Source organism: Mycobacterium conspicuum (assembly GCF_010730195.1).
Taxonomy (GTDB): Bacteria; Actinomycetota; Actinomycetes; order Mycobacteriales; family Mycobacteriaceae; genus Mycobacterium; species Mycobacterium conspicuum.
Genome location: NZ_AP022613.1, coordinates 2,912,685 through 2,936,469 on the forward strand (window position 1 = coordinate 2,912,685; position 23,785 = coordinate 2,936,469).

Here is a 23,785-nt window from a genome sequence, read left to right on the forward strand (position 1 = left end):
CCGGGCGAGCGTAATGGTCCGCGCACCCAATACGGTGAGCAGATGGCTACCAGGCTGCTTGAGGCCGTGCGGGTGCTCGACGCGGCGAGCGGGGTCACCGACACGGTGACCCGCCTGTTCGCCGACCTGGGCGCCGACGTACTCAAGGTGGAGCCGCCCGGCGGCAGCCCCGCCCGCCACGCACTTCCGGCACTCGCCGGCGCCAGCATCCCGTTCGCCGTGCACAACGCCAACAAGCGCAGCACCGTGCTGGACCCGCACGACGACAACGACCGAAAACGGTTCTGCGAGATCGCCGCGCAGGCCGACATCGTCGTCGACGGCGGCGGGCAGGCGGGCGCCTTCGGGACGTCGTGTGCCGAGCTGGCCGACCGTTACCCACACCTAGTGGCCGTGTCGATCACCGACTTCGGCGCCACCGGCCCGCGCTCGTCGTGGCGTGCGACCGATCCCGTGCTGTTCGCGATGTCGGGCTCGCTGTCGCGCTCGGGCCCGCCCACCGGCACCCCGGTGTTGCCGCCCGACGGCATCGCTACGGCCACCACCGCAGTGCAGGCCGCCTGGGCCACACTCGTCGCGTACTACAACCGGTTGCGTTGCGGCACAGGCGATTACATCGACTTTGCCCGCTTCGACGCCATCGTGACGGCGCTCGACCCGGCGTTCGGTTCACACGGGCAGGCCAGCGCCGGGCAGCGCAGCAGCGGATGGCGGGGCCGCCCGAAGAATCAGGACCCCTACCCGATCTGCCCCTGCCAGGACGGCTTCGTCCGGTTGTGCGTGATGGCGCCACGGCAATGGCGCGGCCTGCGCCGCTGGCTGGGGGAGCCGGAAGAATTCCAGGACCCCGCCTACGACGCGCTCGGCCCGCGCTTCGCCGCGTGGCCGCGACTGAGCGTGCTGGTCGACGCGTTGTTCGCCGACAAGACGATGAAGGAGCTGGTCGCCGAGGGGCAGGCGCACGGCGTGCCGATCGCGGCAGTGCTGACGCCGTCGCGGATCCTGGGCTCCGAACACTTTCAGGCGGTGGGCGCGATCACCCACGCCGAACTCGTCCCCGGCGTCCGCACCGACGTGCCCACCGGATATTTCGTCGTCGACGACGAGCGCTGTGGCTTTCGCACCCCCGCCCCGGTCGCCGGGCACGATCAACCGCGCTGGCTGGCCGATCCGGAGACGCCGCTATCCGGCCCCAAACCGGGCCGCCTCGGCGACTATCCGTTCGCGGGCCTGCGCATCCTCGATCTGGGGGTGATCGTCGCCGGGGGTGAGCTGAGCCGGCTGTTCGGCGACATGGGAGCGCAGGTCATCAAGGTCGAAAGCGCCGACTATCCCGACGGGCTGCGACAATCTCGCTTCGGCGCCGTGATGAGCGAGTCGTTCGCCTGGACGCACCGCAACCACCTCGCGCTGGGCCTTGACCTGCGCACCGCGGAGGGAAAGGAAATTTTCGGCCGCCTGGTCGCCGACGCCGACGCGGTGTTCGCCAACTTCAAACCGGGAACCCTTAGCGCGCTTGGGTTTTCGTTCGACACCTTGCGCAGCTTGAATCCCCGGATCGTGCTCGCGGGCAGCAGCGCGTTCGGGAATCGCGGGCCGTGGAGCAGGCGGATGGGTTACGGCCCACTGGTGCGCGCCGCCACCGGCGTGACCCGGTTGTGGACGTCCGACGAGGCCTTCGGAGAGGCCTCTGCGGAGGCCCGGGCCGCCGGATCCCGGCACGCGTTCTTCGACGCGACGACGATCTTCCCCGATCACGTGGTGGGTCGGGTCACCGCCCTGGTGGCGTTGGCCGCGCTGATCCGCCGCGACCGGACCGGCGACGCGGCCCATGTGCACATTTCGCAAGCCGAGGTCGTCGTCAATCAACTGGACACGCTCTACGTCGAAGAGGCCGCACGCGCAGCAGGTGTCGGCGAGATCCGTGACGACACCGGTGTGCACGGGGTTTATCCGTGCGCCGGCGACGACGAGTGGTGCGTCATCTCGATCCGCTCGGACGCCGATTGGCAGTGCGCCGCAGCGCTTTTCGGTCACCCCGCCGACGATCCGCGTTTCGCCACCGGCGCGGCCCGGGTGGCGCACCGACGGGAGCTGGTGGCGCTCGTGTCGACCTGGACACGCGACCGCAGCCCGGTGCAGGCCGCGGAAGCACTGCAAGCGGCGGGAATTCCCGCGGGCCCGATGAACAGGCCCGCCGACATCCTGGTCGATCCGCAGCTGGTCGCGCGAAAAGTGCTCAGCGAGATGACGCATCCCCTGATCGAACATCCGTTGCCGGCGGAAACGGGTCCGGCACACTTCCGCCACATCCCGCCCGCACCGCAGCGCCCGGCGCCGCTGCCCGGTCGCGACACCCGGGAGATCTGCCGAAACGTGCTCGGGATGAGCGACGAGCAGACCGAGCGGCTGATCGCCGAGCGCGTGCTGTTCGACGGCGGGGCGCCCGCCTAGCGTCGGGCGTCACGCTGGCGTGACCGTCGGCGCGCTTTCGGCACCCTGCGATAGGTTCGACGGATGCCCGTCGACCCCAGGACCCCGGTGCTGATCGGCCACGGCCAGGTCAACCACCGCGACGACATTGATCCGGACAGGCCGTCCATCGAACCCGTCGACCTGATGGTGGCCGCGGCCCGCCAGGCCGCCGACACCAAGGTGCTCGAGGCCGTGGATTCGGTCCGCGTGGTGAACATCCTGTCGGCGCACTACCGCGATCCGGGCCTGCTGGTGGGCCAGCGGATCGGCGCCACCGAGTTCAGCACGCTATACAGCCCCGTCGGCGGCAACGTGCCGCAATCGCTGGTCAACCAGGCGTGCCTGGACATCCAGGCCGGCCGGGCCGGCCTGGTGCTGCTCACCGGCGCCGAAACCTGGCGCACCCGCCGCGGCCTGCGCGCCAAGGGCGCCAAGTTGCAGTGGACGGTACAAGACGATTCGGTGCCGATGGCCCAAGTCGCCGGCGAAGACGTGCCGATGGCCGGCGACGCGGAGATCAGGATCGGACTGGACCGGCCGGCCTACGTGTATCCGCTATTCGAGCAGGCGCTGCGGATCGCCAACGACGAGCCGATCCACGAGCACGCCGCGCGTGTCGGCGAACTGTGGGCGCGCTTCAACGCGGTCGCGGTCGGCAATCCGCACGCGTGGATCCGCGAACCGGCCACGGCCGAGCGGATCACGCAACCCGGCCCGCGCAACCGGATGATCAGCTGGCCCTACACCAAGCTGATGAACTCCAACAACATGGTCGACCAGGGCGCCGCGTTGCTGCTGACGTCGGTCGAGCAGGCCACCCGCCTGCGGATCCCTTCCGAGCGCTGGGTCTACCCGCAGGCCGGGACCGACGCGCACGACACGTCGGCGATCGCCGACCGCGACGAGTTGCACCGGTCCACCGCCATCCGGATCGCCGGGGCGCGGGTGCTGGAACTGGCCGGCCTGGGTCTCGACGACATCGACTACGTCGACCTGTATTCCTGCTTCCCGTCCGCCGTGCAGGTCGCGGCGGCCGAGCTCGGCCTGCCCCTCGACGACCCGGCCCGCCCGCTCACCGTCACCGGCGGCCTGACCTTCGCGGGCGGCCCGTGGAGCAACTACGTCATGCATTCCATCGCCACCCTGGCCGAGTTGCTGATGGCCAATCCGGGGCGGCGCGGGCTCATCACCGCCAACGGCGGCTACCTGACCAAACACAGCTTCGGGGTGTACAGCACCGAGCCGCCGGCGGAGTTTCGCTGGGAAGACATGCAGCCGGCGGTGGATCGCGAGCCCACCCGCGACGGCTTGGTCGAGTGGGAGGGCGTCGGCACCGTCGAAGCGTGGACGACCCCGTTTAACCGGGAGGGGCAACCGGAGCGGGCCTTCCTGGCCGTTCGCACCCCCGACGGGTCGCGGGCCCTGGCGCGGATCACCGATCCGGCGGCGGCCGAAGTCACCGTGAGTGAAGACATCGGCGGCGCCAAGGTTGCCGTCGCCGCCGACGGCAGCGCGACCCTGTAGGCCCCGGGCTGGCAAATTCCTATCGGTCGCGCGAGTCACACCGACGCGCCTATTGTCGAAGGTGGACCCTGGTGGACCCTGGGGGAGCTGAGCGGGAGGTGAGCCCAGGTGCACGTCCTGGTTACCGCCGCCACCGGCACACTCGGCCGGATTGTCGCTCGGCAGCTCATCGCGGCCGGACACACGGTCAGTGGCATCGCCGAGCATCCGCACGCCTGCCTGGATCCTGCCGTCGAGTTCGTCCGCGCGCCGCTGTCCGACCCCGTGCTGCAAGAACTGGCCGACGACGCCGACGCGGTCGTCCATCTCGCCCCGGTCGACCCCGCCGCTCCGGACCACATCGGCCTTGACGGTGTTGCCCAGGTCGCCCATGTGGCGGCCCGCGCCGGCGCCCGACTGCTGTACCTGTCGCAGGCCGCGGGCCGGCCCGAGGTGTATCGGCCCGCCGAGGCGCTGGTGTCCACCAGCTGGGGGCCGAGCCTGGTGATCCGGATAGCGCCGCCGGTCGGTCGCCAGCTCGACTGGATGGTGTGCCGCACCGTGGCCACCGTGTTGCGCGCCGGGTCCTCGGCGCAGCCGATCCGGGTCCTGCACCTCGACGACCTGGTCCGCTTCCTGCTGCTGGTCGTCGACACCGACCGCACCGGTGTGGTGGATCTGGCTACCCCGGACACGACGAACCTGATCACCGCCTGGCGGCTGCTGCGATCCGTCGACCCGCGTTCGCGGGCGCATCGCGTGCCACGCTGGCCACGGTTGGCGCCGGAAATGGATCTTAGTGCGGTGCAAGAGGATTGGCGGTTCGAATTCGGCTGGCGCGCGATCGACGCGATCGCCGACACCGGGCGCGGATTGGTCGGTCGCAGACTCGACGCCGCCGGCGCGGTGAGCCACGGCCCCGACGTGCAGCTTCCGGTGGAGGCGCCGCCCCGATTCGAACCGCCCGACGGGTTACGTTCGGCGGCACCGGACGGCCTCGAGGGCGAGTTCGACGACCGGATCGATCCCAGGTTCCCGATCTTCAGCGCGAAGGGCCTGGCCGACACGCTGCCCGGACCGTTGACGCCGATGACGCTGGACGTCCAGCTCAGTGGGCTGCGCATGGCCAGCCGGGTGATGGGTCAGCTGCTCGTGCTCGGCGGCACGGTGGCCGACGAATGGTGGAGCAGGTCCATCGCGGTGTTCGGCCATCGCCCCTATGTCGGGGTGTCGGCCAACGTCGTCGCCGCGGGCCAGTTGCCGGGCTGGAACAAGCACGCCATTGCGCAGCGAGCCTTCGGCGAGTCGCCGCCGGCGACCGAGCTGCTGCCGTTCGGTCAGCCCCAACTGGCCGGCGGAGCTCGCGGCTCGGTCGCCAAAGCGCTCGTCGCGGCGCGGTCGGTGGCCCTGCTGCGCCACCTCAGGACCGACACCCGCGCCTATGCCGCCGCGGCCGGCGCGGAGCACCTGGACGCGACCCAGCTGGCCGCGCTACCGGATGCCGGACTGGAAGTGCGAATCCCGTTGTTGCGTGACCGCATTCACCAAGGCTGGATCCTCACCGCGATGTGGGTGATCGGCACCGGCGTGGCCGCCGCGGTACTGGACGACACCAGCGTGTCCGGGGTTGACGCAATCCTGCAGAGCAGCCGGATCGCGGAGGAAACCGCTTCCCTAGCAACGATATTGCGCGCCGATCCACTGATGCGGGCGCTGGCACGGGACGGCGATTTCGTCAGCCTGCGCACCTTGTCTCCGGACGGCGCCGCCGCCCTTTCGGCGGCCCTCGCCCGGATCGGGCACCGCGGGCCGGGGGAGGCCGAGCTGGCCAACCCCACCTTCGGCGACGATCCGGCGATGCTAGTGCTCGCGGCCTCGAAGATCGCCCACTCCGTCGATGCGCGCACCCAGCCGCCGGCTTCACTGGCCCACCGATTCGCCGCGGGGGCTCGCGAATCGCGAGAGCTGGCCTACGACGCCACCATCCGTTTCACGCATGAACTTCGAATGACATTGCGCGAGTTGGCTTCCCGCCGAATCGCGGCGGACCTGATCGATGTCGTGGCTGACGCGTACTACCTGACGTGCGACGAATTGGTGACCATGCCGGCCGATGCCCGGCTGCGGATCAAACGGCGGCGCACCGAGCGGGAACGCCTGCAAGCCCAGGGCCCGCCGGATGTGATCGACTCGACGTGGCTTGCCGAGTGCCAAGAAGCCGACTAACCCAACAGATCCCGTAACCGCAGCGCGTTGCGCACCGCGTGGCCGCCCAAGTCGTTGTTGAAATACATCCACACGTCGCGGCCCTCGTTGTTCCACGCATCGATCAGGCCGGCCCAGTGCCGCAGGTCCTGCTCGGGGTAGGAGCCGGCATACATCGAATCCGGGTCGGGGCCATGCATCCTGACGTACACCAGGTCCGTGGTGGCCTGCGGAACACACGCCAGGCCGGCCCCGCTCATCACCACGTATGCGGCGCGTCGGCGCGCCAGAATCGCATACACCTCCGGGTCGTTCCAGGACGGATGGCGCAGCTCGACGGCCACCCGGATGAAGGCCGGCACGCTGCCGAGGAAGGAATCCAGGCGTTCGTCGTCGCGGCGCTGCTCGGGATGCAGCTGAACCAACAACACGCCGCGGCGGTCACCCAGCAGCTGCCAACAACGCTCGAAGCGCTCGATCCACGGTTCGGGCGTTCCCAGCCGCCGATAGTGCGTCAGTCCGCGATGCGCCTTGACCGACATGGTGAACCCGTCCGGCAGCTGCTCGCGCCATCCCGCAAACGTCGAATCCTTGGGCCAGCGATAGAAACTCGCGTTCAACTCGACGGTGTCGAAGACCTCGACGTAGCGTGCCAAGCGACGCGATGCCGGCATCCCCGGCGGGTAGAGCACGTCCGCCCAGTGGTTGTAGGACCAACCCGACGTGCCGATCCGTACCGTCATGGTGGTTTAGTTGGTCACCCGTTGGCGTACCTCGTCGTCGAGTGACGCCCGGACCAGCGCCGCGGCCAACCGCGCATTCCCGCGCGGCGCAAGGTCTCCCAGCTTCGCCGCATCGGCGGGCAGGCCCAGCTGCTTGGCGGCCGCCTTGGCCCGGTCGTCGAAATGGGGCCGCACCCACGTCCAGACGTCTTGCACCTCACGCAGAAATATGTCGGCGCCGGTGTCGCCAATTCCCTTGAACTGCTTCAACTTCCGCGCAGCGTTCTTTACGTCGTGCTGGCTGCCGCGGGCGAGCTCGCGAAGGTCACCGGAGTACTCATCGCTGACCAGTTGCGCGATATCGGTGAGCCGCGTCGCCGAGCTTTCGTCGTAGCGCACGTAGTGTGCACGCCCGAACGCCTTGATCATGGTCTGCCGATCGGACGCGAGAACGGCTTTCGGCGTGCGCAGTCCCGCCTTGAACAACTCACGCGCGGCGCGCATGGCGGTGGCGGCGTCGATCGGCTTGCTGGCCAGCATGCACAGCACCAGCAACTGGAACAGCGGCATCGGCTTGTCGTTGAGCCGGATCCCGGCCTCTGTGGCGTACGTGGTGCCGGCGGTCTTGAGCAGTCGTCGCACCACTTGTTCCGGCTTGTCCATACTTCGCCGCGTACCCGCGGCCGGCCCGGACAAACCGGACTATTTGCGGGGCAGGCCGCGCGCGTAGTCCACGCTTCGAGTGACCCAACCCTGCAGCTGACGTTTGGTTCTGATGCCCTCGGCGTCGACCCGCAACCAGCCGCGGGTCTCGCGCCCGGCCATCACCATCGGGCTGACATGGGCTCGGGCCAGCAGCTTTTCGGTGTCGTCGGGCGGCACCCGCACCAGCAGGCCGCCCTTGCCTCTGGCGGCCACGGACATGTTGCCGTGGATCAAAAACGCCAGCCCGCCGAACATGCGCTTCTCCTCGACGCCGCGCTCGCGGCCAAGCAGTTCGCGGATCCGGTTGGCCAGATCTTCGTCGTACGCCACGTCAGTCCAAGTCCACCCGAATGCTCAGCAGGTCGCTCCCCATCAGGCGCACGACGGCGCTGTTGAGCTTCGGGAGGTTGCCGAGCCGCTGCAGTGGGTCATCGTCGGGCAGCAGGTGGGCGGTGCCGCTGCGCCACTTGCCGCCGACGCGGACCCGAACGGCCGGATTGGCCTTGATGTTGCGGACGTAATCCGAATGGTCACCGTGTTCGGACACCATCCAGAACTGGTTGTCCACCAGGCGTCCGCCCACCGCGGTGCGCCGTGGCTGCCCGCTTTTGCGGCCGGTGGTCTCGATCATGGTGACCGGCAATTGCCGGCCGATCGGGTTGACCACCAGCCGCTGCACGCGATGCACGAGTTCCCGTTTCAGACTCACGGGTCCATTCAACGCCGCCGCGCCGGCGCGGCGAGCGCGGGGTCAGGCGGCGACGGTCGCGGGGTCGGCCACGGGCTGCAGCGCCTGCGCGACGATCTCGGCGACGTCGGTCATCGGCTTGACCGTCAGCGCCTCGAGCACCTCGGCCGGCACGTCATCCAGATCCGGCTCGTTGCGGGACGGGATGAAAACCGTTGACAGACCGGCACGTTGGGCGGCCAGCAGCTTCTGCTTGACGCCACCGATCGGCAACACCCGCCCGTTCAGCGTGACCTCGCCGGTCATGCCCACGTCGGAGCGGACCTGGCGGCCGGTGGCCATCGACACCAGCGCTGTGACCATCGTGACACCCGCCGACGGGCCGTCCTTGGGGATCGCGCCCGCGGGCACGTGCACGTGGATGCGCCGGTCCAGCGCCTTCGGGTCCACGCCGAGCTCCTCGGCGTGCGAGCGCACGTAGGACAGCGCGATCTGCGCCGATTCCTTCATCACGTCACCCAATTGGCCGGTCAGCTGCAGGCTCGGCTCACCGTCAGTCGCCCCGGCCTCGATGTAGAGCACGTCGCCGCCCAGGCCGGTGACGGCCAGGCCGGTCGCCACACCGGGCACCGCCGTGCGTTCTGCCGACTCGGGGGTGAACCGCGGCCGGCCCAGGTAACCGACCAGGTGGGGCTCGTCGATGGTGATCGGATCGTCGGCGATCTTGGTGGTGACCTTGCGCAGCGCCTTGGCCAGCAGCCGCTCGAATTGACGAACGCCCGGTTCGCGGGTGTAGTCCGCGGCGATCTTGCGCAGCGCCGCGTCGGTCACCGTGACCTCGTCGTCGTTCAGCGCCGCCCGCTCCCGCTGCCTCGGCAGCAGATAGTCGCGCGCGATGGCGACCTTGTCGTCCTCGGTGTAGCCGTCGATCTGCACCAGCTCCATGCGGTCCAGCAACGCCGAGGGGATGTTCTCGATCACGTTGGCGGTGGCCAGGAACACCACGTCGGACAAGTCGAAATCCAGGTCCAGGTAGTGGTCGCGGAACGTGTGATTCTGCGCCGGGTCCAGCACCTCGAGCAACGCCGCGCTCGGGTCACCGCGATAGTCGGAGCCGACCTTGTCGATTTCATCCAGCAGCACAACGGGATTCATCGAACCCGCCTCGCCGATCGCACGCACGATGCGGCCGGGCAGCGCGCCCACATAGGTGCGCCGGTGCCCACGGATCTCGGCCTCGTCGCGCACCCCGCCCAGGGCGACGCGCACGAACTTGCGGCCCAGCGCCCGCGCCACGCTCTCGCCCAGCGACGTCTTGCCGACGCCGGGCGGGCCGGCCAGCACCATCACCGCGCCCGAGCCGCGGCCGCCGACGACCTGCAGTCCGCGCTGCGCGCGCCGTGTCCGCACCGCCAAATACTCGACGATGCGGTCCTTCACGTCGTCCAGCCCGTGGTGGTCGGCGTCCAGGATCTCCCGGGCGGCGCCCAGGTCGGTCGAGTCCTCGGTGCGCACATTCCACGGCAGGTCGAGCACGGTGTCCAACCAGGTGCGGATCCAACCGCTTTCCGGGCTTTGGTCGCTGGCGCGTTCCAGCTTGCCGACCTCGCGCAGCGCGGCCTCGCGCACCTTCTCGGGCAGCTCGGCGGCCTCCACGCGGGCCCGGTAATCGTCGGATCCGTCGGGCTCGCCCTCGCCGAGCTCCTTACGGATGGCGGCGAGCTGTTGGCGCAGCAGGAACTCCTTCTGCGTCTTCTCCATGCCCTCGCGCACGTCCTCGGCGATCTTGTCGTTGACCTCGACCTCGGCCAAATGCGAACTGGTCCAGTCGATCAGCACGCGGAGGCGCTCGGCGACGTCGACGGTCTCCAGCAATTGGCGCTTCTGCACGTCGGTGAGGTAGGACGCATACCCGGACGTGTCCGCCAGCGCCGACGGGTCGGTCAGGCTGTTGACGTAGTCGACGATCTGCCAGGCCTCGCGCCGTTGCAGCATGGCCAGCAGCAGCTTCTTGTACTCCGACGCCAGGGCCTTGACCTCGTCGGTGGGCTCGACGCCGGCGACCTCGGTGACCTCGACCCAGAGCGCGGTGCCGGGGCCGCTCGCCCCCGCCCCGATGATCGCCCGACGCTCGCCGCGCACGACGGCCGCGGAGCCGCCGCCGGGCATGCGCCCGACCTGAAGAATCTTCGCGATCACGCCGTGGGTCGGATACCGGTCCTTCAGGCGCGGGGCGATCAGCAGCTGCCCCGATTCGCTGGCCTGCGCGGCGTCGATCGCCGCCCGCGCAGCGTCGTCCAGTGCGATCGGCACGACCATCCCCGGCAGCACCACGGTGTCGGTCGCGAACAGCACCGGCACTGATTTGGCTTCAGACATCAATCCTCCAAAGTTAAGCCTGTTGCGCTCAACCTCGTGGGCAGGTGGTTTGTTCCCGTGCGGTTTCGCCGTCCGCGTCACGCTGGCGCGACGCTCGGCGAGCTACGCCGAGCCGGCGGCGGCGCGCTGCCGGGCCCGGAAGGCCTGCACCTTCACCTTGTTGCCGCAGGTGCCCATCCCGCACCAATGGCGGTTTTTCGCCCGCGACGAGTCGAGATAGAGGCGCGTGCAATCGACGTGGGCACAGCCTTTGACGTTGTCGATGTCGCCTCCGGCCAGCAGGTCCAGTACGTCCGCGGCCAGGGTGGCGAGCAGCTGCTCTGGTGTGCCGTCGCGGCTGATCGACCCGTCGGCGTCCAACCGCGGCGTGAGCCGGGGCTGCGCCGCGCGTTCGCTGATCAGGTCGACATCTCCGACGTCGAGCCGACGCTGCTCGAGGCGGGCGGTGACCACCCGGTAGATGGCTTCACGCAGCTCGATTGCCGCCGCTAGGTCGTCCGCCGTGACCGCCATGCCCGCATCCACCAGCCCCGCCTGAACCGCCCACGCCGACAGCCGCTCGGGCTCCGTGAGCAGTTCCTCGCGCGCCGACGCGCGGTATTTCAGGGTGCCGGCGAAGTCGAGGCACCGGCGACCGCTCACGTAGACGAACTTCATGTAACCACCTTGACAGGTTTCATCAGGCGGAGCAATATGTAACTTGCTAAGCCGGTTACATCACTGAAGGGTTGCACTCTCGTCGCAATCGAGCGGGGGCACGAACAAGGCGGGCGCTTCGACCGTCCAAGGACGTGGACCATCGGGCTTAGCGATTACGAAAGTGGAAGGAAATTCCGAAATGATTGCGAAATTGCTTTTCGGCGGAGCTATCGTCGCCGGCGCGATTCTGGGAGCCGCACCGGCCAGCGCCGACAACCCGAGCCAGCCCGGCACCGACCCCGACCCGTTCTCCGCGCTGACGGCTCCCGCCCCGAGGACCGCCCCGGTCGACCCGGCCCTGACCCAAGAGCTCAACCAGGGCATCTTGGCGGGCCTTGCCGGCCAATAGGCTCCGCGGCCGCGTCAGTCCGGTAGCCGAGCCGGGCCCAAGCGCCGCAGTTGCGTCACGTGTTTGGGGGACAACTCTTCGAGGCACGTCACGCCCAGCAGTCGCATCGTCCGGGTCACCCCGTCCTGCAGGATTTGGATCGCACGCCGCACACCCGCCTCCCCACCGGCCATCAGCCCGTAGAGGTAGGCCCGCCCGACCAGCGTGCAGCGGGCGCCCAGCGCCACCGCCGCCACGATGTCGGCGCCGGCCATGATGCCGGTGTCCACCAGGATCTCGGTGTGCTTGCCGAGCTCACGCGAGACCACCGGCAGCAGATGAAACGGCACCGGGGCCCGGTCTAGTTGGCGGCCACCATGATTGGACAGCACCAGGCCGTCGACGCCGCGATCGACGACGGCGCGGGCGTCGTCGAGGGTCTGGATCCCCTTCACGACGAGCTTGCCCGGCCAGGCGGCCTTGATCCACTCCAGGTCGTCGAAGGTCAGGCTGGGGTCGAACATGGTGCTCAGGTACTCGCCGACGGTGCCCGACCAGCGGTCCAATGAGGCGAACGCCAGCGGCTCGGTGGTCAACAGATCGAACCACCATTTCGGGTGGGGCACGGCGTCCAGGACGGTGCGCAGCGTCAGCGTCGGCGGGATCGTCATTCCGTTGCGGTTATCGCGCAATCGTGCGCCCGAGACCGGCACGTCGACGGTGGCCAACAGCGTGTCGAATCCGGCGTCGGCCGCACGCTTGACCAACGCCATCGACCGGTCGCGATCACGCCACATGTACAGCTGAAACCACTTGCGGCCCTGCGGAGCAGCGGCGGCCACGTCCTCGATCGCCGCGGTGCCCAGGGTCGACAACGAGAACGGGATCCCGACGTCGGCCGCCGCCCGTGCGCCCGCGATCTCGCCCTCCGTGTGCATCAACCGGGTGAATCCGGTTGGCGCGATCGCGAACGGCCACGCGACCGGTTTGCCCAACACGTCCCATCCGGTGGCCACGTCGGAGACGTCGCGCAGGATCGTCGGGTGAAACTCGATGTCGCGGAAGGCTTGTCGGGCGCGTTGCATCGAGAGCTCGTCCTCGGCGGCGCCGTCGGTGTAGTCGAAGGCCGCCTTGGGGGTGCGCCGCCTGGCGATGCGACGCAGATCCTCGATGGTCAGCGCGGCATCGAGGCGGCGCTTGGTGCGGTTGAGCTCGGGTCGTTTGAACTGGATCAGCGGCGCCAGGTCGTGAACCTTGGGCACTCGTCGTTTGACCGGCATGTGTGTCACGGTAGCCGTATGGATTCCGAACCCGACCCTTACGAGCTGCAGCGTTTCGTCGACGCCCAGGCGCCGGTCTACCGCGGCGTCGTCGAGGAGCTGCGCGCGGGACGAAAACGCAGCCACTGGATGTGGTTCGTCTTTCCACAACTGCTCGGCCTGGGCGGCAGCCCGATGGCCGTCCGCTACGGCATCTCGTCGCTGGAGGAGGCCCGCGCCTATCTAGGGCATGAGCTGCTCGGGCCGCGACTGCGCGAGTGCACCCGGCTGGTCAACCAGGTGCAAGGCCGCTCCGTCCAGGAAATCTTCGGCTCGCCCGACGACCTCAAGCTGTGCTCGTCGATGACGCTGTTCGCCCGCGCCACCGACGACAATCAGGACTTCCTCGCGCTGCTGGACAAGTACTACGACGGCAACCAAGACCAGCTGACGCTGGCGCGGCTGATCAGCTGACGGGCCTGAGTATCCGCCAACCGTGCGGCTCCACGACCACCGCCTCGATGACCTCCTGAGGCGGTGCCGCCGATCCGGCGAGCACCTCCGCCCGGTGAACGCCCAGCTCCTCGAGCCTCAGCGGCAGCGGCGCCTCGTCGATGTTCAGCGCGACCACCAGGGCGTCGTCGCCGTGGCTGGTGCGGTAGACGTAATGGCGGTTGTCCAGCCGCAACTTTGACGTCGACGCGGCGTGCAGCCACGGGTGGCGGCGACGAAGGCCAACGAGATACTGGTGCAGGCCCCAAACCTGGACACCGGACGCATCTAATTGCATTGGGGGAGAGTCAAATTCGGGCCGCACCGCGTCGTCCCCGCCGTAGCGCTCTTCCTTGACGCCGAGGAAACCGAACTCGTCACCCGCGTAGACGCTCGGCACCCCGCCGACCGTCAACTGGATCACCAGCGCGTGGGCCAGATGCTCGGGACGCTCCAACTGGCTGGCGATGCGGGTGACGTCGTGATTGCCGATGAAGGTCAGCGGCGCGAAACTGGCCAGAAACTCGTTGTGCCGCTGCAGTCCCCAGTCCAACTCGTAAAAGTTGCCGTCGTTGAGGCTGCTCCAGGTCGCTTTCCACAGCTCGTACTGGGTCGCCGAGTCGAAGCCGGCGGCCTCGACGACCGCCGCGTAGTCGCCGTGGATGAGCTCCCCGACGAACCACGCCTCCGGGCGCCGCTCCCGAACCCTCGGCAGCACTTGCGCCCAGAAGTGTTGCGGCACAGCGTAGGCCGCGTCCAGACGCCAGCCGTCGGCGCCGCGTTCCAACCAGTGCGACATGACGTCGACCGTGTAGTCGACGACGTCGGGGTTGTCGTGATCGAGCGCACGCAGCTCGGAGTGGCCCTCGAACGTACCGCCGCTGAACCAGCCGGCCGCGGCCGAGAAGTCCTTGCCCACGTGGTTGAAGACGCCGTCCAGCAGGATGCGCAGGCCCCTGCCGCGCGCCTCGGCGACCAGGTGGTCGAAGTCGGTGTCGTCACCAAGTCGCGGATCGATGCGGTAGTGGTCGGTGGTGTCGTAGCCGTGGGTGCGCGACGCGAAGATCGGTCCCAGCGCGATGCCCGACGCGCCCAGTGCGATGGCGTGGTCGAACCAATCGGCCAGCCGCCGAAGCCGGTGTTCGTCCGGCCCCGGCGGCTGGTCGCTAGGGAACGCGCCGACGAAACCCAGCGGGTAGACCTGCCACCAGATCGCGTGCGAAACCCACGACGCGGCCAAGGGTCAGCCGACCGCAGCCAGGGTCTCGGCGGCGGTGATGGCTTGCGCCACACCGGAAACGATCGCCGCGACCTTCAGCGCCTCCAGCACGGCCTCCCGATCCACGCCCGCCTCGCGCAGCGTGTGCTCGTGCGCGACCACGCAGTGCGAGCACCCGTTGATGGCCGACACCGCAAACGACCACAGTTCGAAATTGGCCTTGTCCACGCCCGGATTGGCGATGACGTTCATCCGCAGTCCGGCCCGCAGGTCGTCATAGGCGCCTTCGAGAAAGCCGCGGCCACGGTAGAACACGTTGTTCATGCCCATCACGGACGCCGCGGCCAGCGCGGCGTGGTACGCCTCGGCCGAGAGAATGTCGGCCGCCTCGGCGCCGATTTCGGCCAGCACCCGGGTGTTTCGCGTCGCCGCGGCGCTCGCCAGCAGGCTGCCCCAGAGCTGCTCCTCGTTCAGCGTCGTGCTGCGCGCGATCGAGCCCAGATTGAGCTTCAGGTCCTTGGCGTACTCGGGCAGCGCTTCCTTGAGATTCTCGATGCTCATCGTTGCCTCCTGATCACGCCGACTTCTTGAGCAGCTCGCCGGCGTTCAGCGTCGGGTCGCCCTTGCGCCAGTTGCAGGCACACAGCTCGTCGGATTGCAGTGCGTCCAGCACCCGCAGCACCTCGTCGACGTTACGCCCCACGGATCCGGCGGTCGCCGAGACGAATTGGATCTCGTTGTTGGGGTCGACGATGAAGGTCACGCGGTCGGCGACGCCGTCGGCGTTGAGCACGCCGGTGGCTGTGACCAGTTCGCGCTTGATGTCCGAGAGCATCGGGAAGGGCAGCTTCTTGAGGTCCTCGTGCTGTGCGCGCCACTGGAAGTGCACGAACTCGCTGTCGATCGACACGCCGAGGATCTGCGCGTCGCGGTCTTCGAACTCGTCGTTCAGCTTGCCGAACGCGGCGATCTCGGTCGGGCACACGAAGGTGAAGTCCTTCGGCCAGAAGAACACCACGCGCCACTTGCCCGGGTGGTCGTCGCTGGACACGGTGGTGAAGTAGTCCTCGGGTTGCTGCGCGTCGACCTTCGACAGGTCGCCGCCGATCAGCGCGGTGAGCCGGTAGGCGGGGAATTGCTCGCCGATGGTGAGCAAAGACATTTGCACTCCTTTTCTGGATCAAATCAAGATTAGTCGTCTGTTCCCATGGTGTCCCCAAGCTACTGAGAAGTAAAGGTGATATTTACCACTACACTAATAGGCATGACCGATAAGACTTTTCAGCCCACCCTTGCCGGGCTACGCGCGTTCGTCGCGGTGGCGGAGAAGCGGCATTTCGGCAGTGCCGCAACAACTCTGGGGGTCAGCCAATCCACGCTGTCGCAGGCGTTGGCCGCGCTGGAGACCGGCCTCGGCAGCCACCTCGTCGAGCGGTCCACCCGCCGGGTGGACGTGACGCCCGAGGGCGTGCAGCTGCTCCCGCTCGCCCAAGCTGTCATCGACGCGGCGGAGGCCTTCACCGCGGTGGCCGCGGGCACCTCGGATCCGCTGCAGGGCAGCATGCGGTTGGGTCTGATCCCCACCGTGGCGCCCTACGTCCTGCCGGCGGTGCTCGCCGGGCTCGCGCAGCGATTACCCGCGCTGACCCTGCGCGTGGTCGAGGATCAAACCGAGCGCCTGCTGGCGTCCCTGCGCGACGGGGCACTGGATGCCGCGCTGATCTCGCTGCCGGCCGGTACCGCCCACCTCACCACCATCCCGATCTACGACGAGGATTTCCTGCTCGCGCTGCCACCCGGACACCCGCTGTCGGGCAAGCACCGGGTGCCGGTCTCGGCGTTGGCGGACTTACCGCTGCTGTTGCTCGACGAGGGTCACTGCCTGCGCGATCAGGCCCTGGACGTCTGCCAGAAGGCCGGGGTGCAGGCCGACCTTGCCGACACCCGAGCGGCCTCGCTGGCGACGGCCGTGCAATGCGTGGCGGGCGGATTGGGGGCCACGCTGATCCCGCAGAGCGCGGCGCCCATCGAGGCGGCACGCAGCCGACTTGGGCTGGCCAAGTTTGCCGCACCCCGCCCCGGTCGGCGGGTCGGTCTGGTGTTCCGCCCGTCGAGTGCCCGCGACGAACCGTATCGGCGCCTCGCCGGCATCATCGGTGAGCTGATCGCCGCCGAACAATCCGTTCGCCTGACACGTTAAGTTCTGCCTATGGAGAAGGTAATCGCGGTGCTCAGGCGCGCGGAACCAGATGACGATTGGTGCACCCGCCAGCGCGGCCCGGTGGCCGACGCGCTGTTGGATCTCGGCATCGCCGGGCTGTCGGTCAACGTCCGCGACAGTGCGGTCACCCACTCACTGATGACGCTGACGACGCTCGATCCACCGGTGGCCGCGGTGGCGAGCCTCTGGACCCAGCAGTGCTACGGCGAACAGACGACGACCGCGCTCAAGCTGCTCGGCGCCGAGTGCGAACAACTCGCCGCCTATTTGGTTACCGAATCCGTCCCCTTGCCCGCCCCACTCGAACTCGGCTCTCGCACAACGGGTTTGGCGAACATCGCGCTGCTGCGCCGCCCCGACGACCTCGACCAGGCCACCTGGCTGAACCGCTGGCAGCTCAACCACACCCCGGTGGCCATCGAAACGCAGTCGACCTTCGGCTACACCCAGAACTGGGTGGTGCGAACGCTGACCCCGGACGCACCGGGAATCGCGGGCATCGTCGAGGAGTTGTTCCCCGCGGAGGCGATCACCGATTTGCAAGCGTTCTTCGGGGCCGCCGACGACAAAGAGCTACAGGATCGGTTAGGCCAAATGATCGCCAGCACTAGCGCATTCGGCGCCAACGAGAACATCGACACGGTGCCGACCAGTCGCTACGTGCTTAAGGCACCGTTTGAAATGTGAGGGACGCCCATGACGACACTCGATGACGCCGTATCGCTGGCGGCAGGGGAGAGCGGCCTCGCGGTCATCTCCACCGTGCGGGCCGACCACACCGTGCAGGCTTCGCTGGTCAACGTGGGCAAGTTGGCGCACCCGTCCGGCGGCCAGCCGGTCCTGGGCTTCACCACCTACGGCAAGGTCAAACTGGCCAACCTGCGGGCGCGGCCGCAGTTGGCCATCACCTTCCGCAACGGATGGCAATGGGCGACCGTCGAGGGCCGCGCCGAATTGGCCGGCCCGGACGACGCGGCGCCGTGGCTCGCCGACGCCGACCAGTTGCGACTGCTGCTGCGTGAGGTGTTCACGGCCGCGGGCGGCACCCACGACGACTGGCCGGAGTACGACCGCGTGATGGCCAAGGAACGTCGCGCCGTCGTGTTGATCGAGCCCACGCGGGTTTACAGCAACGGCTGACGCATTGACTCTTGCGGCCCGCCCTCACCGCAGAGTCAATGCGATCGGTAGGTTGACAGCCGTGCTGCAGATCGACGACGACAAGCATGTCCGCACCCTCACGCTGAACCGGCCCGAGGCGCTCAACGCCTTCAACGAAGCCCTCTACGACGCGACCGCCGATGCGCTGTTGGCAGCGGCCGACGACAACGAGGTCGCCGTCGTCTTGCTGACCGGCGCCGGGCGCGCCTTCAGCGCCGGCACCGACCTCGCCGAGATGCAGGCAATGGTCACCGACCCCGACTTCAAGCCCGGAAAGCATGGCTTCCGTGGCCTCATCGATGCGCTCAGCGCGTTTCCCAAGCCGCTGATCTGCGCCGTGAACGGCGTCGGGGTGGGCATCGGCGCCACCATCCTCGGCTATGCCGACCTGGCGTTCATGTCATCGACGGCGCGGCTGAAATGCCCGTTCACCAGCCTGGGCGTGGCGCCCGAGGCCGCGTCGTCGTACCTGTTGCCCCAGTTGGTGGGTCGGCAAAACGCCGCCTGGCTGCTGATGTCCTCGGAATGGGTCGATGCCCAGGAGGCCCTCCGGATGGGGTTGGTCTGGCGGGTGTGCGAGCCGGAGGAATTGCTGCCAGAAGCCCGTCGGCACGCCGAAATCCTTGGCGCACGGCCTATTTCGAGCCTGATGGCGGTCAAGCACACCATGCTTGAACCGGTGCGTCCGGAGATCGCGGCCGCGACCGCACGAGAAAACGCGCACTTCGCCGAGCTGATGGGAACGCAGGCCAACGCCGCTGCATTGGCCGATTTCAACAAGGGGCGCGCGAGCTAGCGACCTAGTGCACGGGCGCGGGCTCGGGCTTACTGGCCGCGATGATCGCCCGCAGCGTGCGTCGGCACCGTCCGCAGTCGCCGCCCGCGCCGCAGATCGCGGCGACCTCTTTGGAGGTGGACGCGCCGCTGGCGACCGCGTCGGACACGGTCTGGTTGGTGGCCCCAACACAGAGGCAGACGTACATCAGACTCCCATCGCCAAACGCACATCCCGCATGTTAGTGGAGTCTAACCTAACTCGACAGAATCTGGTTAGCCGACCCTATCCTAAGTCCCCTTCCGTCCCACTGAGCACAGCCAAACCTTGCTGGAAGATTAGAAAAAGGCGTGGCAGAGTGCTGCTACAGCCCCGGCGCGCGCCCGTGCTCCAGCCCAGCCAGCCGCGCCCGCGGGCCACCTGACGGACTTCACACGGAGGAGTGACCATGCAAGGGGATCCCGACGTTCTGCGCCTGCTCAACGAGCAACTCACCAGCGAGCTGACCGCCATCAACCAGTACTTCCTGCATTCCAAGATGCAGGAAAACTGGGGCTTCACCGAGCTGGCGGAGTACACCCGCAAGGAATCCTTCGACGAGATGCGGCACGCCGAGGCGATCACCGACCGCATCCTGCTGCTCGACGGCCTGCCGAACTACCAGCGGCTGTTCTCGCTGCGGATCGGCCAGACGCTGCGCGAACAGTTCGAGGCCGACCTGGCCATCGAATACGAGGTGATGGAGCGCCTGAAGCCCGGCGTCATCATGTGCCGGGCCAAGCAGGACAGCACCAGCGCGTTCCTGCTCGAGCAGATCATTGCCGACGAGGAACAACACATCGACTACCTGGAAACCCAGCTCGAGCTGATGAACAAGCTGGGCGAGGAGCTCTACTCGGCGCAATGCGTTTCGCGGCCGCCGGGATCGCAAAACTCGCCCGGGTAATCTCCGGAGGAGATGACAAGCCCGAGAGCCGCGGCAAATACCCCCGCCGCGCCAGCTAGCCCCGTTGGTGCTCGAGGATCCGGCAGCGCGCCGATCAGCCCGCAACGTCGCAACCTCATCTTTGTGGCGATCGTGCTGGGCATGCTGCTCGCGGCGCTGGACCAGACGATCGTCGCGACCGCGCTGCCAACCATCGTCGCCAACCTGGGCGACGCCGGCCATCAGTCGTGGGTCGTCACCAGCTACCTGTTGGCCTCGACGGTCGTCACCGCGCTGGTCGGCAAGCTCGGCGACCTGTTCGGCCGCAAACGGGTGTTCCAGGCCGGGGTGCTGTTCTTCGTCGTCGGGTCGGCCTTGTGCGGGCTGGCCCAGTCGATGGCCATGCTGGTCGGGGCGCGGGCACTGCAGGGGATCGGCGGCGGCGCGATCACCGTGACCGCCAGCGCGCTGATCGGTGAGGTCGTCCCGCTCCGCGAGCGCGGCCGCTACCAGGGGATCTTGGGTGCGGTGTTTGGAGTCACGACCGTCATCGGACCGTTGTTGGGTGGCTACTTCACCGATTATCTGACCTGGCGCTGGGCGTTCTGGGTGAACGTGCCGATCTCGGCGGTGGTCATCGTGGTGGCGGCGGCGGCCATTCCGGAGCTGACCGCCGCGACGAAGCCGGTCATCGACTACGCCGGGATCGCGCTGGTGGGCCTGGGCGCGGCCGGCCTGACCCTGGCCACCAGCTGGGGCGGCACCCTCTACCCGTGGGGATCGCCGACGATCGTCGGGTTGTTCGCCGGCTCGGCCGTCGCGCTCGGCGCCTTCGTCTGGGTGGAAAGCCGTGCGGAGCAACCGATCCTGCCGACCCGGCTGTTCGGCAGTCCGGTATTCACCGTGTGCTGCGTGCTGTCGTTCGTGGTCGGCTTCGCCATGTTGGGCGCGATGACGTTCCTGCCGACGTACATGCAGTACGTGGACGGCGTCTCGGCCACCACCTCAGGTCTGCGCACCCTGCCGATGGTGGTGGGGATGCTGATCATGTCGACCGGCAGCGGCACCCTGGTCGGTCGAACCGGCCGCTACAAGATCTTCCCGGTGGTTGGCACCGCGCTGATGGCGCTGGCGTTCCTGCTGATGTCGCGGATGGACCCGTCCACCTCGGCGCTGGTGCAGTCGGTGTTCCTCGTCGTGCTGGGCGCCGGAATCGGGCTGTCCATGCAGGTGCTGGTCCTCATCGTGCAGAACACGTCCGACTTCGACGACCTCGGCGTCGCCACCTCGGGCGTGACGTTCTTCCGCACCATCGGCAGCTCGTTCGGCGCCGCGATATTCGGCTCGCTGTTCTCCAACTTCCTCAAAGATCGGATCGGTCCGGCGCTGGCCGCCAGCCACGTGGCCCCGTCCGCGGTCGCGTCTCCCGGAGCCCTGCACCGACAGCCGCAGAGCGTGGCGGCGCCCATCGTGGGTGCCTACGCCGATTCCCTCAGCCAGGTGTTTCTGTGCGCGGCGCCGGTCGCCCTGCTCGGTTTCGTGCTGGCTTTGTTCCTGCGCGAAGTGCCGCTGCGCGACATCCACAACAGCGCAGTCGATCTCGGCGACGGGTTCGGCATGCCGACCACCGACACCCCGGAACGCATGCTGGAGAATGCGATCGCCCGCATGTTGCGCGGCGCCCCCGGGATGCGGTTGCGCAGCATCGCCATGCGGCCCGACTGCCGCCTCGACGTCGCGGGACTTTGGGGCGTGATGCGGATCTACCGCTTCGGCCAGATGTACGGGACGGCCCGGCTCAGCGACATCGGCGACTCGCTGCGCATACCCTTCGAGGTCCTCGAACCCACCTTCGCGCGGTTGGTAAGCACCGGATTTGCGCAGCGCGACGGCGATCAGATGTGGCTGACACCATCCGGCGCCCAGCAGGTCGACTACGTCTATTCGTTGCTGTTGGCCTGGATCGGCGACAAGCTGGCCCGCTCGCCCAGCTTCGCCGGCCGCCCGGACCGCGGCGCGATCGAAGCCGCCCTGCAACACATCGCGCATCGAGTTCTGGCCCAACGTGATTGGCACGACGAACCGCCGACACAGGTCCTGACCGCGGGGAAACGCGAACACGCGTGAGGCGCGGTTGTACCATCACGCCATGAGCCGAATCGGATCGTTCGCTGACGACGACGTTTACAGCTGGGCTGCGAAATCCCCTGACCTCGGCGGCGCGATCGCCAACTTCAGTCAGGCGGTCTACACCAAGAACCGGCTGCCGATGCGCACCCGCGAACTCGCCCGGGCGGTGATCGCCCAGGACAACGAATGCGTCGTGTGCGCCAACACCCGCGACGCCGACGGGCCGGCCGCCGGTGTCGACGAAGCGCTCTACGAGCACGTGCTGGAGTGGCGCACCTGGCCGGGCTACAGCGAACAGGAGCGCCTGGCAGCCGAATTCGCCCACCGGTTCGCCACCGAACACACCAAGCTGCGCGACGACGAGGACTTCTGGAGCCGATGCAGCGAGCACTTCTCCGAAGAGCTGCTCGCCGACCTGGCGATGTCGTGCGCGCTGTGGGTCGGCATGGGACGGATGCTGCGCACCCTCGACATCGGCCAGGCCTGCAAGCTGACGCTGCCCAGCCGCGCCTGACCCCCCTTTCCAAGCTCAAGCGTCCATCTATGACCGCCACGCCCCTGGCCACGGCGGCAATCGGTCAACTCGAGGCCGAGGGCGTCGACACCGTGATCGGCACCGCCGTCAATCCCGCCGGGCTCACCCAGGCGAAGACGGTCCCGATCCGCCGCACCAACACGTTCGCCAATCCGGGCCTGGGCGCCAGTCCGTCGTGGCATGCCTTCGTCATCGACCAGACCGGCATCGCCGACGTCGTCCCCGTCATCGGCGACCAGCGCCTGCGTATCGACCTATCGGCCTTGCGCATCATTGGCGACGGGCTGGCGTGGGCGCCGGCCTCCTTTTTCGAGCAGGACGGCACACCCGTGCCGGAGTGCAGCCGCGGAACCCTCGGCCGGATCGAGGCGGCGCTCGCGCAAGCCGGCATCGAGGCGCTGATCGGCCACGAAATCGAGTTCCTCCTGGTGGATCCCGACGGCGGCCGGCTGCGTTCGGCGCTGTGGACGCAGTACGGCCTGGTCGGCGTGCTCGAGCACGAAGCGTTCATCCGCGATGTTCACGCCGCGGCCGTCACGGCCGGGGTGGGGATCGAGCAGTTTCATCCCGAGTACGCGGCCAACCAGTTCGAGATCTCGCTGTCACCGCTGGCACCGGTGGCGGCCGCCGACCAGCTGGCGTTGACTCGGCTCATCATCAGCCGTGTCGCGCGCCGACACGGGCTGCGCGTCAGCCTGTCGCCGGCGCCTTTCGCCGGCAACGTGGGATCGGGTGCGCACCAGCACTTCTCGCTGAGCTCGGCCGACGGCCCGCTCTTTTCCGGCGGGACGGGCGCGGTGGGCATGACGGCGGCGGGGGAGCACGCGGTGGCGGGCATCGTGCGCGGGCTGCCCGAAGCTCAGGCGGTGCTGTGCGGCTCGATCGTGTCCGGTTTGCGGATGCAACCCAGCAACTGGGCCGGGGTCTATGCCTGTTGGGGCACGGAGAACCGGGAGGCGGCGGTGCGAATCGTCAGGGGCGGCCCGGGCACCGCGTACGGCGGCAATGTCGAGGTACGCATCGTCGACCCGTCGGCGAACCCGTATTTCGCGTCCGCGGCGATCCTCGGCCTGGCGCTGGAGGGAATTCGAGACAAGGCCGCGCTGCCGCCGGAGGCGACGCAGGATCCGGCGAGCCTGCCCGAAGCGGAGCGCGACGCGGCGGGGATCGTGCGCCTACCGGATAGCCAGCCCGAATCCATTGCCGCACTGGATGGTTCGAAGCGACTGCGGAGCATCCTGGGGGATGCGGCCGTCGACATGGTGATCGCGGTACGCGGTGAGGAGCACAAGCGTTACAGCGATCTGGAACCCGAACAGCTGGCGGACAAGTTCCGGATGGCTTGGAGCTTGTGAGCGCTTGTG

General features: G+C 68.3%; 24 protein-coding genes. 13 read left to right on the top strand and 11 right to left on the bottom strand.

Annotation, left to right across the window (positions count from 1 at the left end):
• Positions 1–42: 42 nt before the first annotated feature.
• From G6N66_RS13500 to G6N66_RS13510, 3 genes are all read left to right on the top strand, one after another.
• The gene (locus G6N66_RS13500; protein ID WP_085234570.1) at positions 43–2,454 is read left to right on the top strand and encodes a CoA transferase; all 2,412 of its coding nucleotides are present in this window, start codon (positions 43–45) and stop codon (positions 2,452–2,454) included.
• Positions 2,455–2,517: 63 nt separating this feature from the next.
• Entirely contained in the window at positions 2,518–3,999 is a 1,482-nt protein-coding gene (locus tag G6N66_RS13505) for an acetyl-CoA acetyltransferase (protein WP_085234469.1), read from the top strand.
• A gap of 108 nt (positions 4,000–4,107) precedes the next feature.
• Positions 4,108–6,204, top strand: a complete 2,097-nt coding sequence (locus G6N66_RS13510) for an NAD-dependent epimerase/dehydratase family protein (protein WP_085234470.1) — start codon at positions 4,108–4,110, stop codon at positions 6,202–6,204.
• On the opposite strand, the gene G6N66_RS13515 is transcribed toward G6N66_RS13510, so the two are convergent.
• From G6N66_RS13515 to G6N66_RS13540, 6 genes are all read right to left on the bottom strand, one after another.
• A complete protein-coding gene (locus tag G6N66_RS13515; RefSeq protein ID WP_085234471.1) occupies positions 6,201–6,926 on the bottom strand; it encodes a DUF72 domain-containing protein in 726 nt (241 codons plus the stop codon). The genes G6N66_RS13510 and G6N66_RS13515 overlap by 4 nt on opposite strands.
• 6 nt (positions 6,927–6,932) lie before the next feature.
• Positions 6,933–7,568 carry an HhH-GDP family DNA glycosylase gene (locus G6N66_RS13520; RefSeq protein ID WP_085234472.1) on the bottom strand — a complete coding sequence of 212 codons (636 nt, stop codon included), beginning with the start codon at positions 7,566–7,568 and terminating at the stop codon, positions 6,933–6,935.
• A gap of 39 nt (positions 7,569–7,607) precedes the next feature.
• The gene (locus G6N66_RS13525) at positions 7,608–7,940 is read right to left on the bottom strand and encodes a TfoX/Sxy family protein (RefSeq protein ID WP_085234473.1); all 333 of its coding nucleotides are present in this window, start codon (positions 7,938–7,940) and stop codon (positions 7,608–7,610) included.
• A 1-nt stretch (position 7,941) separates the two neighbouring features.
• Positions 7,942–8,319, bottom strand: coding sequence for a nitroreductase family deazaflavin-dependent oxidoreductase (locus G6N66_RS13530; RefSeq protein ID WP_085234474.1), 378 nt, complete (start codon positions 8,317–8,319; stop codon positions 7,942–7,944).
• Positions 8,320–8,361: 42 nt separating this feature from the next.
• Entirely contained in the window at positions 8,362–10,677 is a 2,316-nt protein-coding gene (gene lon / locus G6N66_RS13535; protein WP_085234475.1) for an endopeptidase La, read from the bottom strand.
• A 102-nt stretch (positions 10,678–10,779) separates the two neighbouring features.
• A complete protein-coding gene (locus G6N66_RS13540; RefSeq protein ID WP_085234476.1) occupies positions 10,780–11,334 on the bottom strand; it encodes a CGNR zinc finger domain-containing protein in 555 nt (184 codons plus the stop codon).
• 181 nt (positions 11,335–11,515) lie between these two features.
• On the opposite strand from G6N66_RS13540, the gene G6N66_RS13545 reads away from it, so the two are divergent.
• Positions 11,516–11,725 carry a hypothetical protein gene (locus G6N66_RS13545; protein ID WP_085234477.1) on the top strand — a complete coding sequence of 70 codons (210 nt, stop codon included), beginning with the start codon at positions 11,516–11,518 and terminating at the stop codon, positions 11,723–11,725.
• A 14-nt stretch (positions 11,726–11,739) separates the two neighbouring features.
• Here G6N66_RS13545 and G6N66_RS13550 read toward each other — a convergent pair whose 3' ends face one another.
• A complete protein-coding gene (locus G6N66_RS13550; protein ID WP_085234478.1) occupies positions 11,740–12,984 on the bottom strand; it encodes an alpha-hydroxy acid oxidase in 1,245 nt (414 codons plus the stop codon).
• An 18-nt stretch (positions 12,985–13,002) separates the two neighbouring features.
• Here G6N66_RS13550 and G6N66_RS13555 point away from each other — a divergent pair, with 18 nt between their 5' ends.
• Entirely contained in the window at positions 13,003–13,437 is a 435-nt protein-coding gene (locus G6N66_RS13555) for a DUF1810 domain-containing protein (protein ID WP_085234479.1), read from the top strand.
• Here G6N66_RS13555 and G6N66_RS13560 read toward each other — a convergent pair.
• The 3 genes from G6N66_RS13560 to G6N66_RS13570 are packed head-to-tail and all read right to left on the bottom strand — an operon-like array spanning position 13,430 to position 15,836.
• Positions 13,430–14,695, bottom strand: a complete 1,266-nt coding sequence (locus tag G6N66_RS13560) for an alpha-amylase family glycosyl hydrolase (protein WP_085234480.1) — start codon at positions 14,693–14,695, stop codon at positions 13,430–13,432. The two genes, G6N66_RS13555 and G6N66_RS13560, sit on opposite strands and share 8 nt — an antisense overlap.
• Positions 14,696–14,698: 3 nt before the next feature.
• Positions 14,699–15,235 carry a carboxymuconolactone decarboxylase family protein gene (locus tag G6N66_RS13565; RefSeq protein ID WP_085234481.1) on the bottom strand — a complete coding sequence of 179 codons (537 nt, stop codon included), beginning with the start codon at positions 15,233–15,235 and terminating at the stop codon, positions 14,699–14,701.
• Positions 15,236–15,248: 13 nt separating this feature from the next.
• Positions 15,249–15,836 carry a peroxiredoxin gene (locus G6N66_RS13570; RefSeq protein ID WP_085234482.1) on the bottom strand — a complete coding sequence of 196 codons (588 nt, stop codon included), beginning with the start codon at positions 15,834–15,836 and terminating at the stop codon, positions 15,249–15,251.
• Between the two features lie 102 nt (positions 15,837–15,938).
• On the opposite strand from G6N66_RS13570, the gene G6N66_RS13575 reads away from it, so the two are divergent.
• The 4 genes from G6N66_RS13575 to G6N66_RS13590 all read left to right on the top strand — a co-directional run bounded on the left by G6N66_RS13575 (position 15,939) and on the right by G6N66_RS13590 (position 18,852).
• Positions 15,939–16,874, top strand: a complete 936-nt coding sequence (locus G6N66_RS13575) for a hydrogen peroxide-inducible genes activator (RefSeq protein ID WP_085234483.1) — start codon at positions 15,939–15,941, stop codon at positions 16,872–16,874.
• Positions 16,875–16,883: 9 nt separating this feature from the next.
• Positions 16,884–17,582, top strand: coding sequence for an EthD domain-containing protein (locus G6N66_RS13580; RefSeq protein ID WP_085234484.1), 699 nt, complete (start codon positions 16,884–16,886; stop codon positions 17,580–17,582).
• 9 nt (positions 17,583–17,591) lie between these two features.
• Complete coding sequence (locus G6N66_RS13585) at positions 17,592–18,035, top strand: TIGR03618 family F420-dependent PPOX class oxidoreductase (RefSeq protein ID WP_085234485.1); 444 nt, start codon at positions 17,592–17,594, stop codon at positions 18,033–18,035.
• Between the two features lie 61 nt (positions 18,036–18,096).
• The gene (locus G6N66_RS13590) at positions 18,097–18,852 is read left to right on the top strand and encodes an enoyl-CoA hydratase/isomerase family protein (RefSeq protein ID WP_085234486.1); all 756 of its coding nucleotides are present in this window, start codon (positions 18,097–18,099) and stop codon (positions 18,850–18,852) included.
• Between the two features lie 4 nt (positions 18,853–18,856).
• Here the strand turns inward: G6N66_RS13590 and G6N66_RS13595 are convergent, their stop codons facing one another.
• Complete coding sequence (locus G6N66_RS13595; RefSeq protein ID WP_085234487.1) at positions 18,857–19,039, bottom strand: (2Fe-2S)-binding protein; 183 nt, start codon at positions 19,037–19,039, stop codon at positions 18,857–18,859.
• 240 nt (positions 19,040–19,279) lie between these two features.
• Between G6N66_RS13595 and bfr the strand changes: the two genes are divergently transcribed.
• The 4 genes from bfr to G6N66_RS13615 are packed head-to-tail and all read left to right on the top strand — an operon-like array spanning position 19,280 to position 23,776.
• Positions 19,280–19,777, top strand: a complete 498-nt coding sequence (gene bfr, locus G6N66_RS13600) for a bacterioferritin (RefSeq protein ID WP_085234571.1) — start codon at positions 19,280–19,282, stop codon at positions 19,775–19,777.
• A 12-nt stretch (positions 19,778–19,789) separates the two neighbouring features.
• Positions 19,790–21,883: an MDR family MFS transporter gene (locus G6N66_RS13605; RefSeq protein WP_085234488.1), complete on the top strand. Its 2,094-nt coding sequence runs from the start codon at positions 19,790–19,792 to the stop codon at positions 21,881–21,883.
• 22 nt (positions 21,884–21,905) lie between these two features.
• On the top strand, positions 21,906–22,400 hold the full coding sequence (locus G6N66_RS13610; RefSeq protein ID WP_085234489.1) for a carboxymuconolactone decarboxylase family protein: 495 nt from the start codon (positions 21,906–21,908) through the stop codon (positions 22,398–22,400).
• Positions 22,401–22,429: 29 nt separating this feature from the next.
• The gene (locus G6N66_RS13615) at positions 22,430–23,776 is read left to right on the top strand and encodes a type I glutamate--ammonia ligase (RefSeq protein ID WP_085234490.1); all 1,347 of its coding nucleotides are present in this window, start codon (positions 22,430–22,432) and stop codon (positions 23,774–23,776) included.
• Positions 23,777–23,785: the final 9 nt, after the last annotated feature.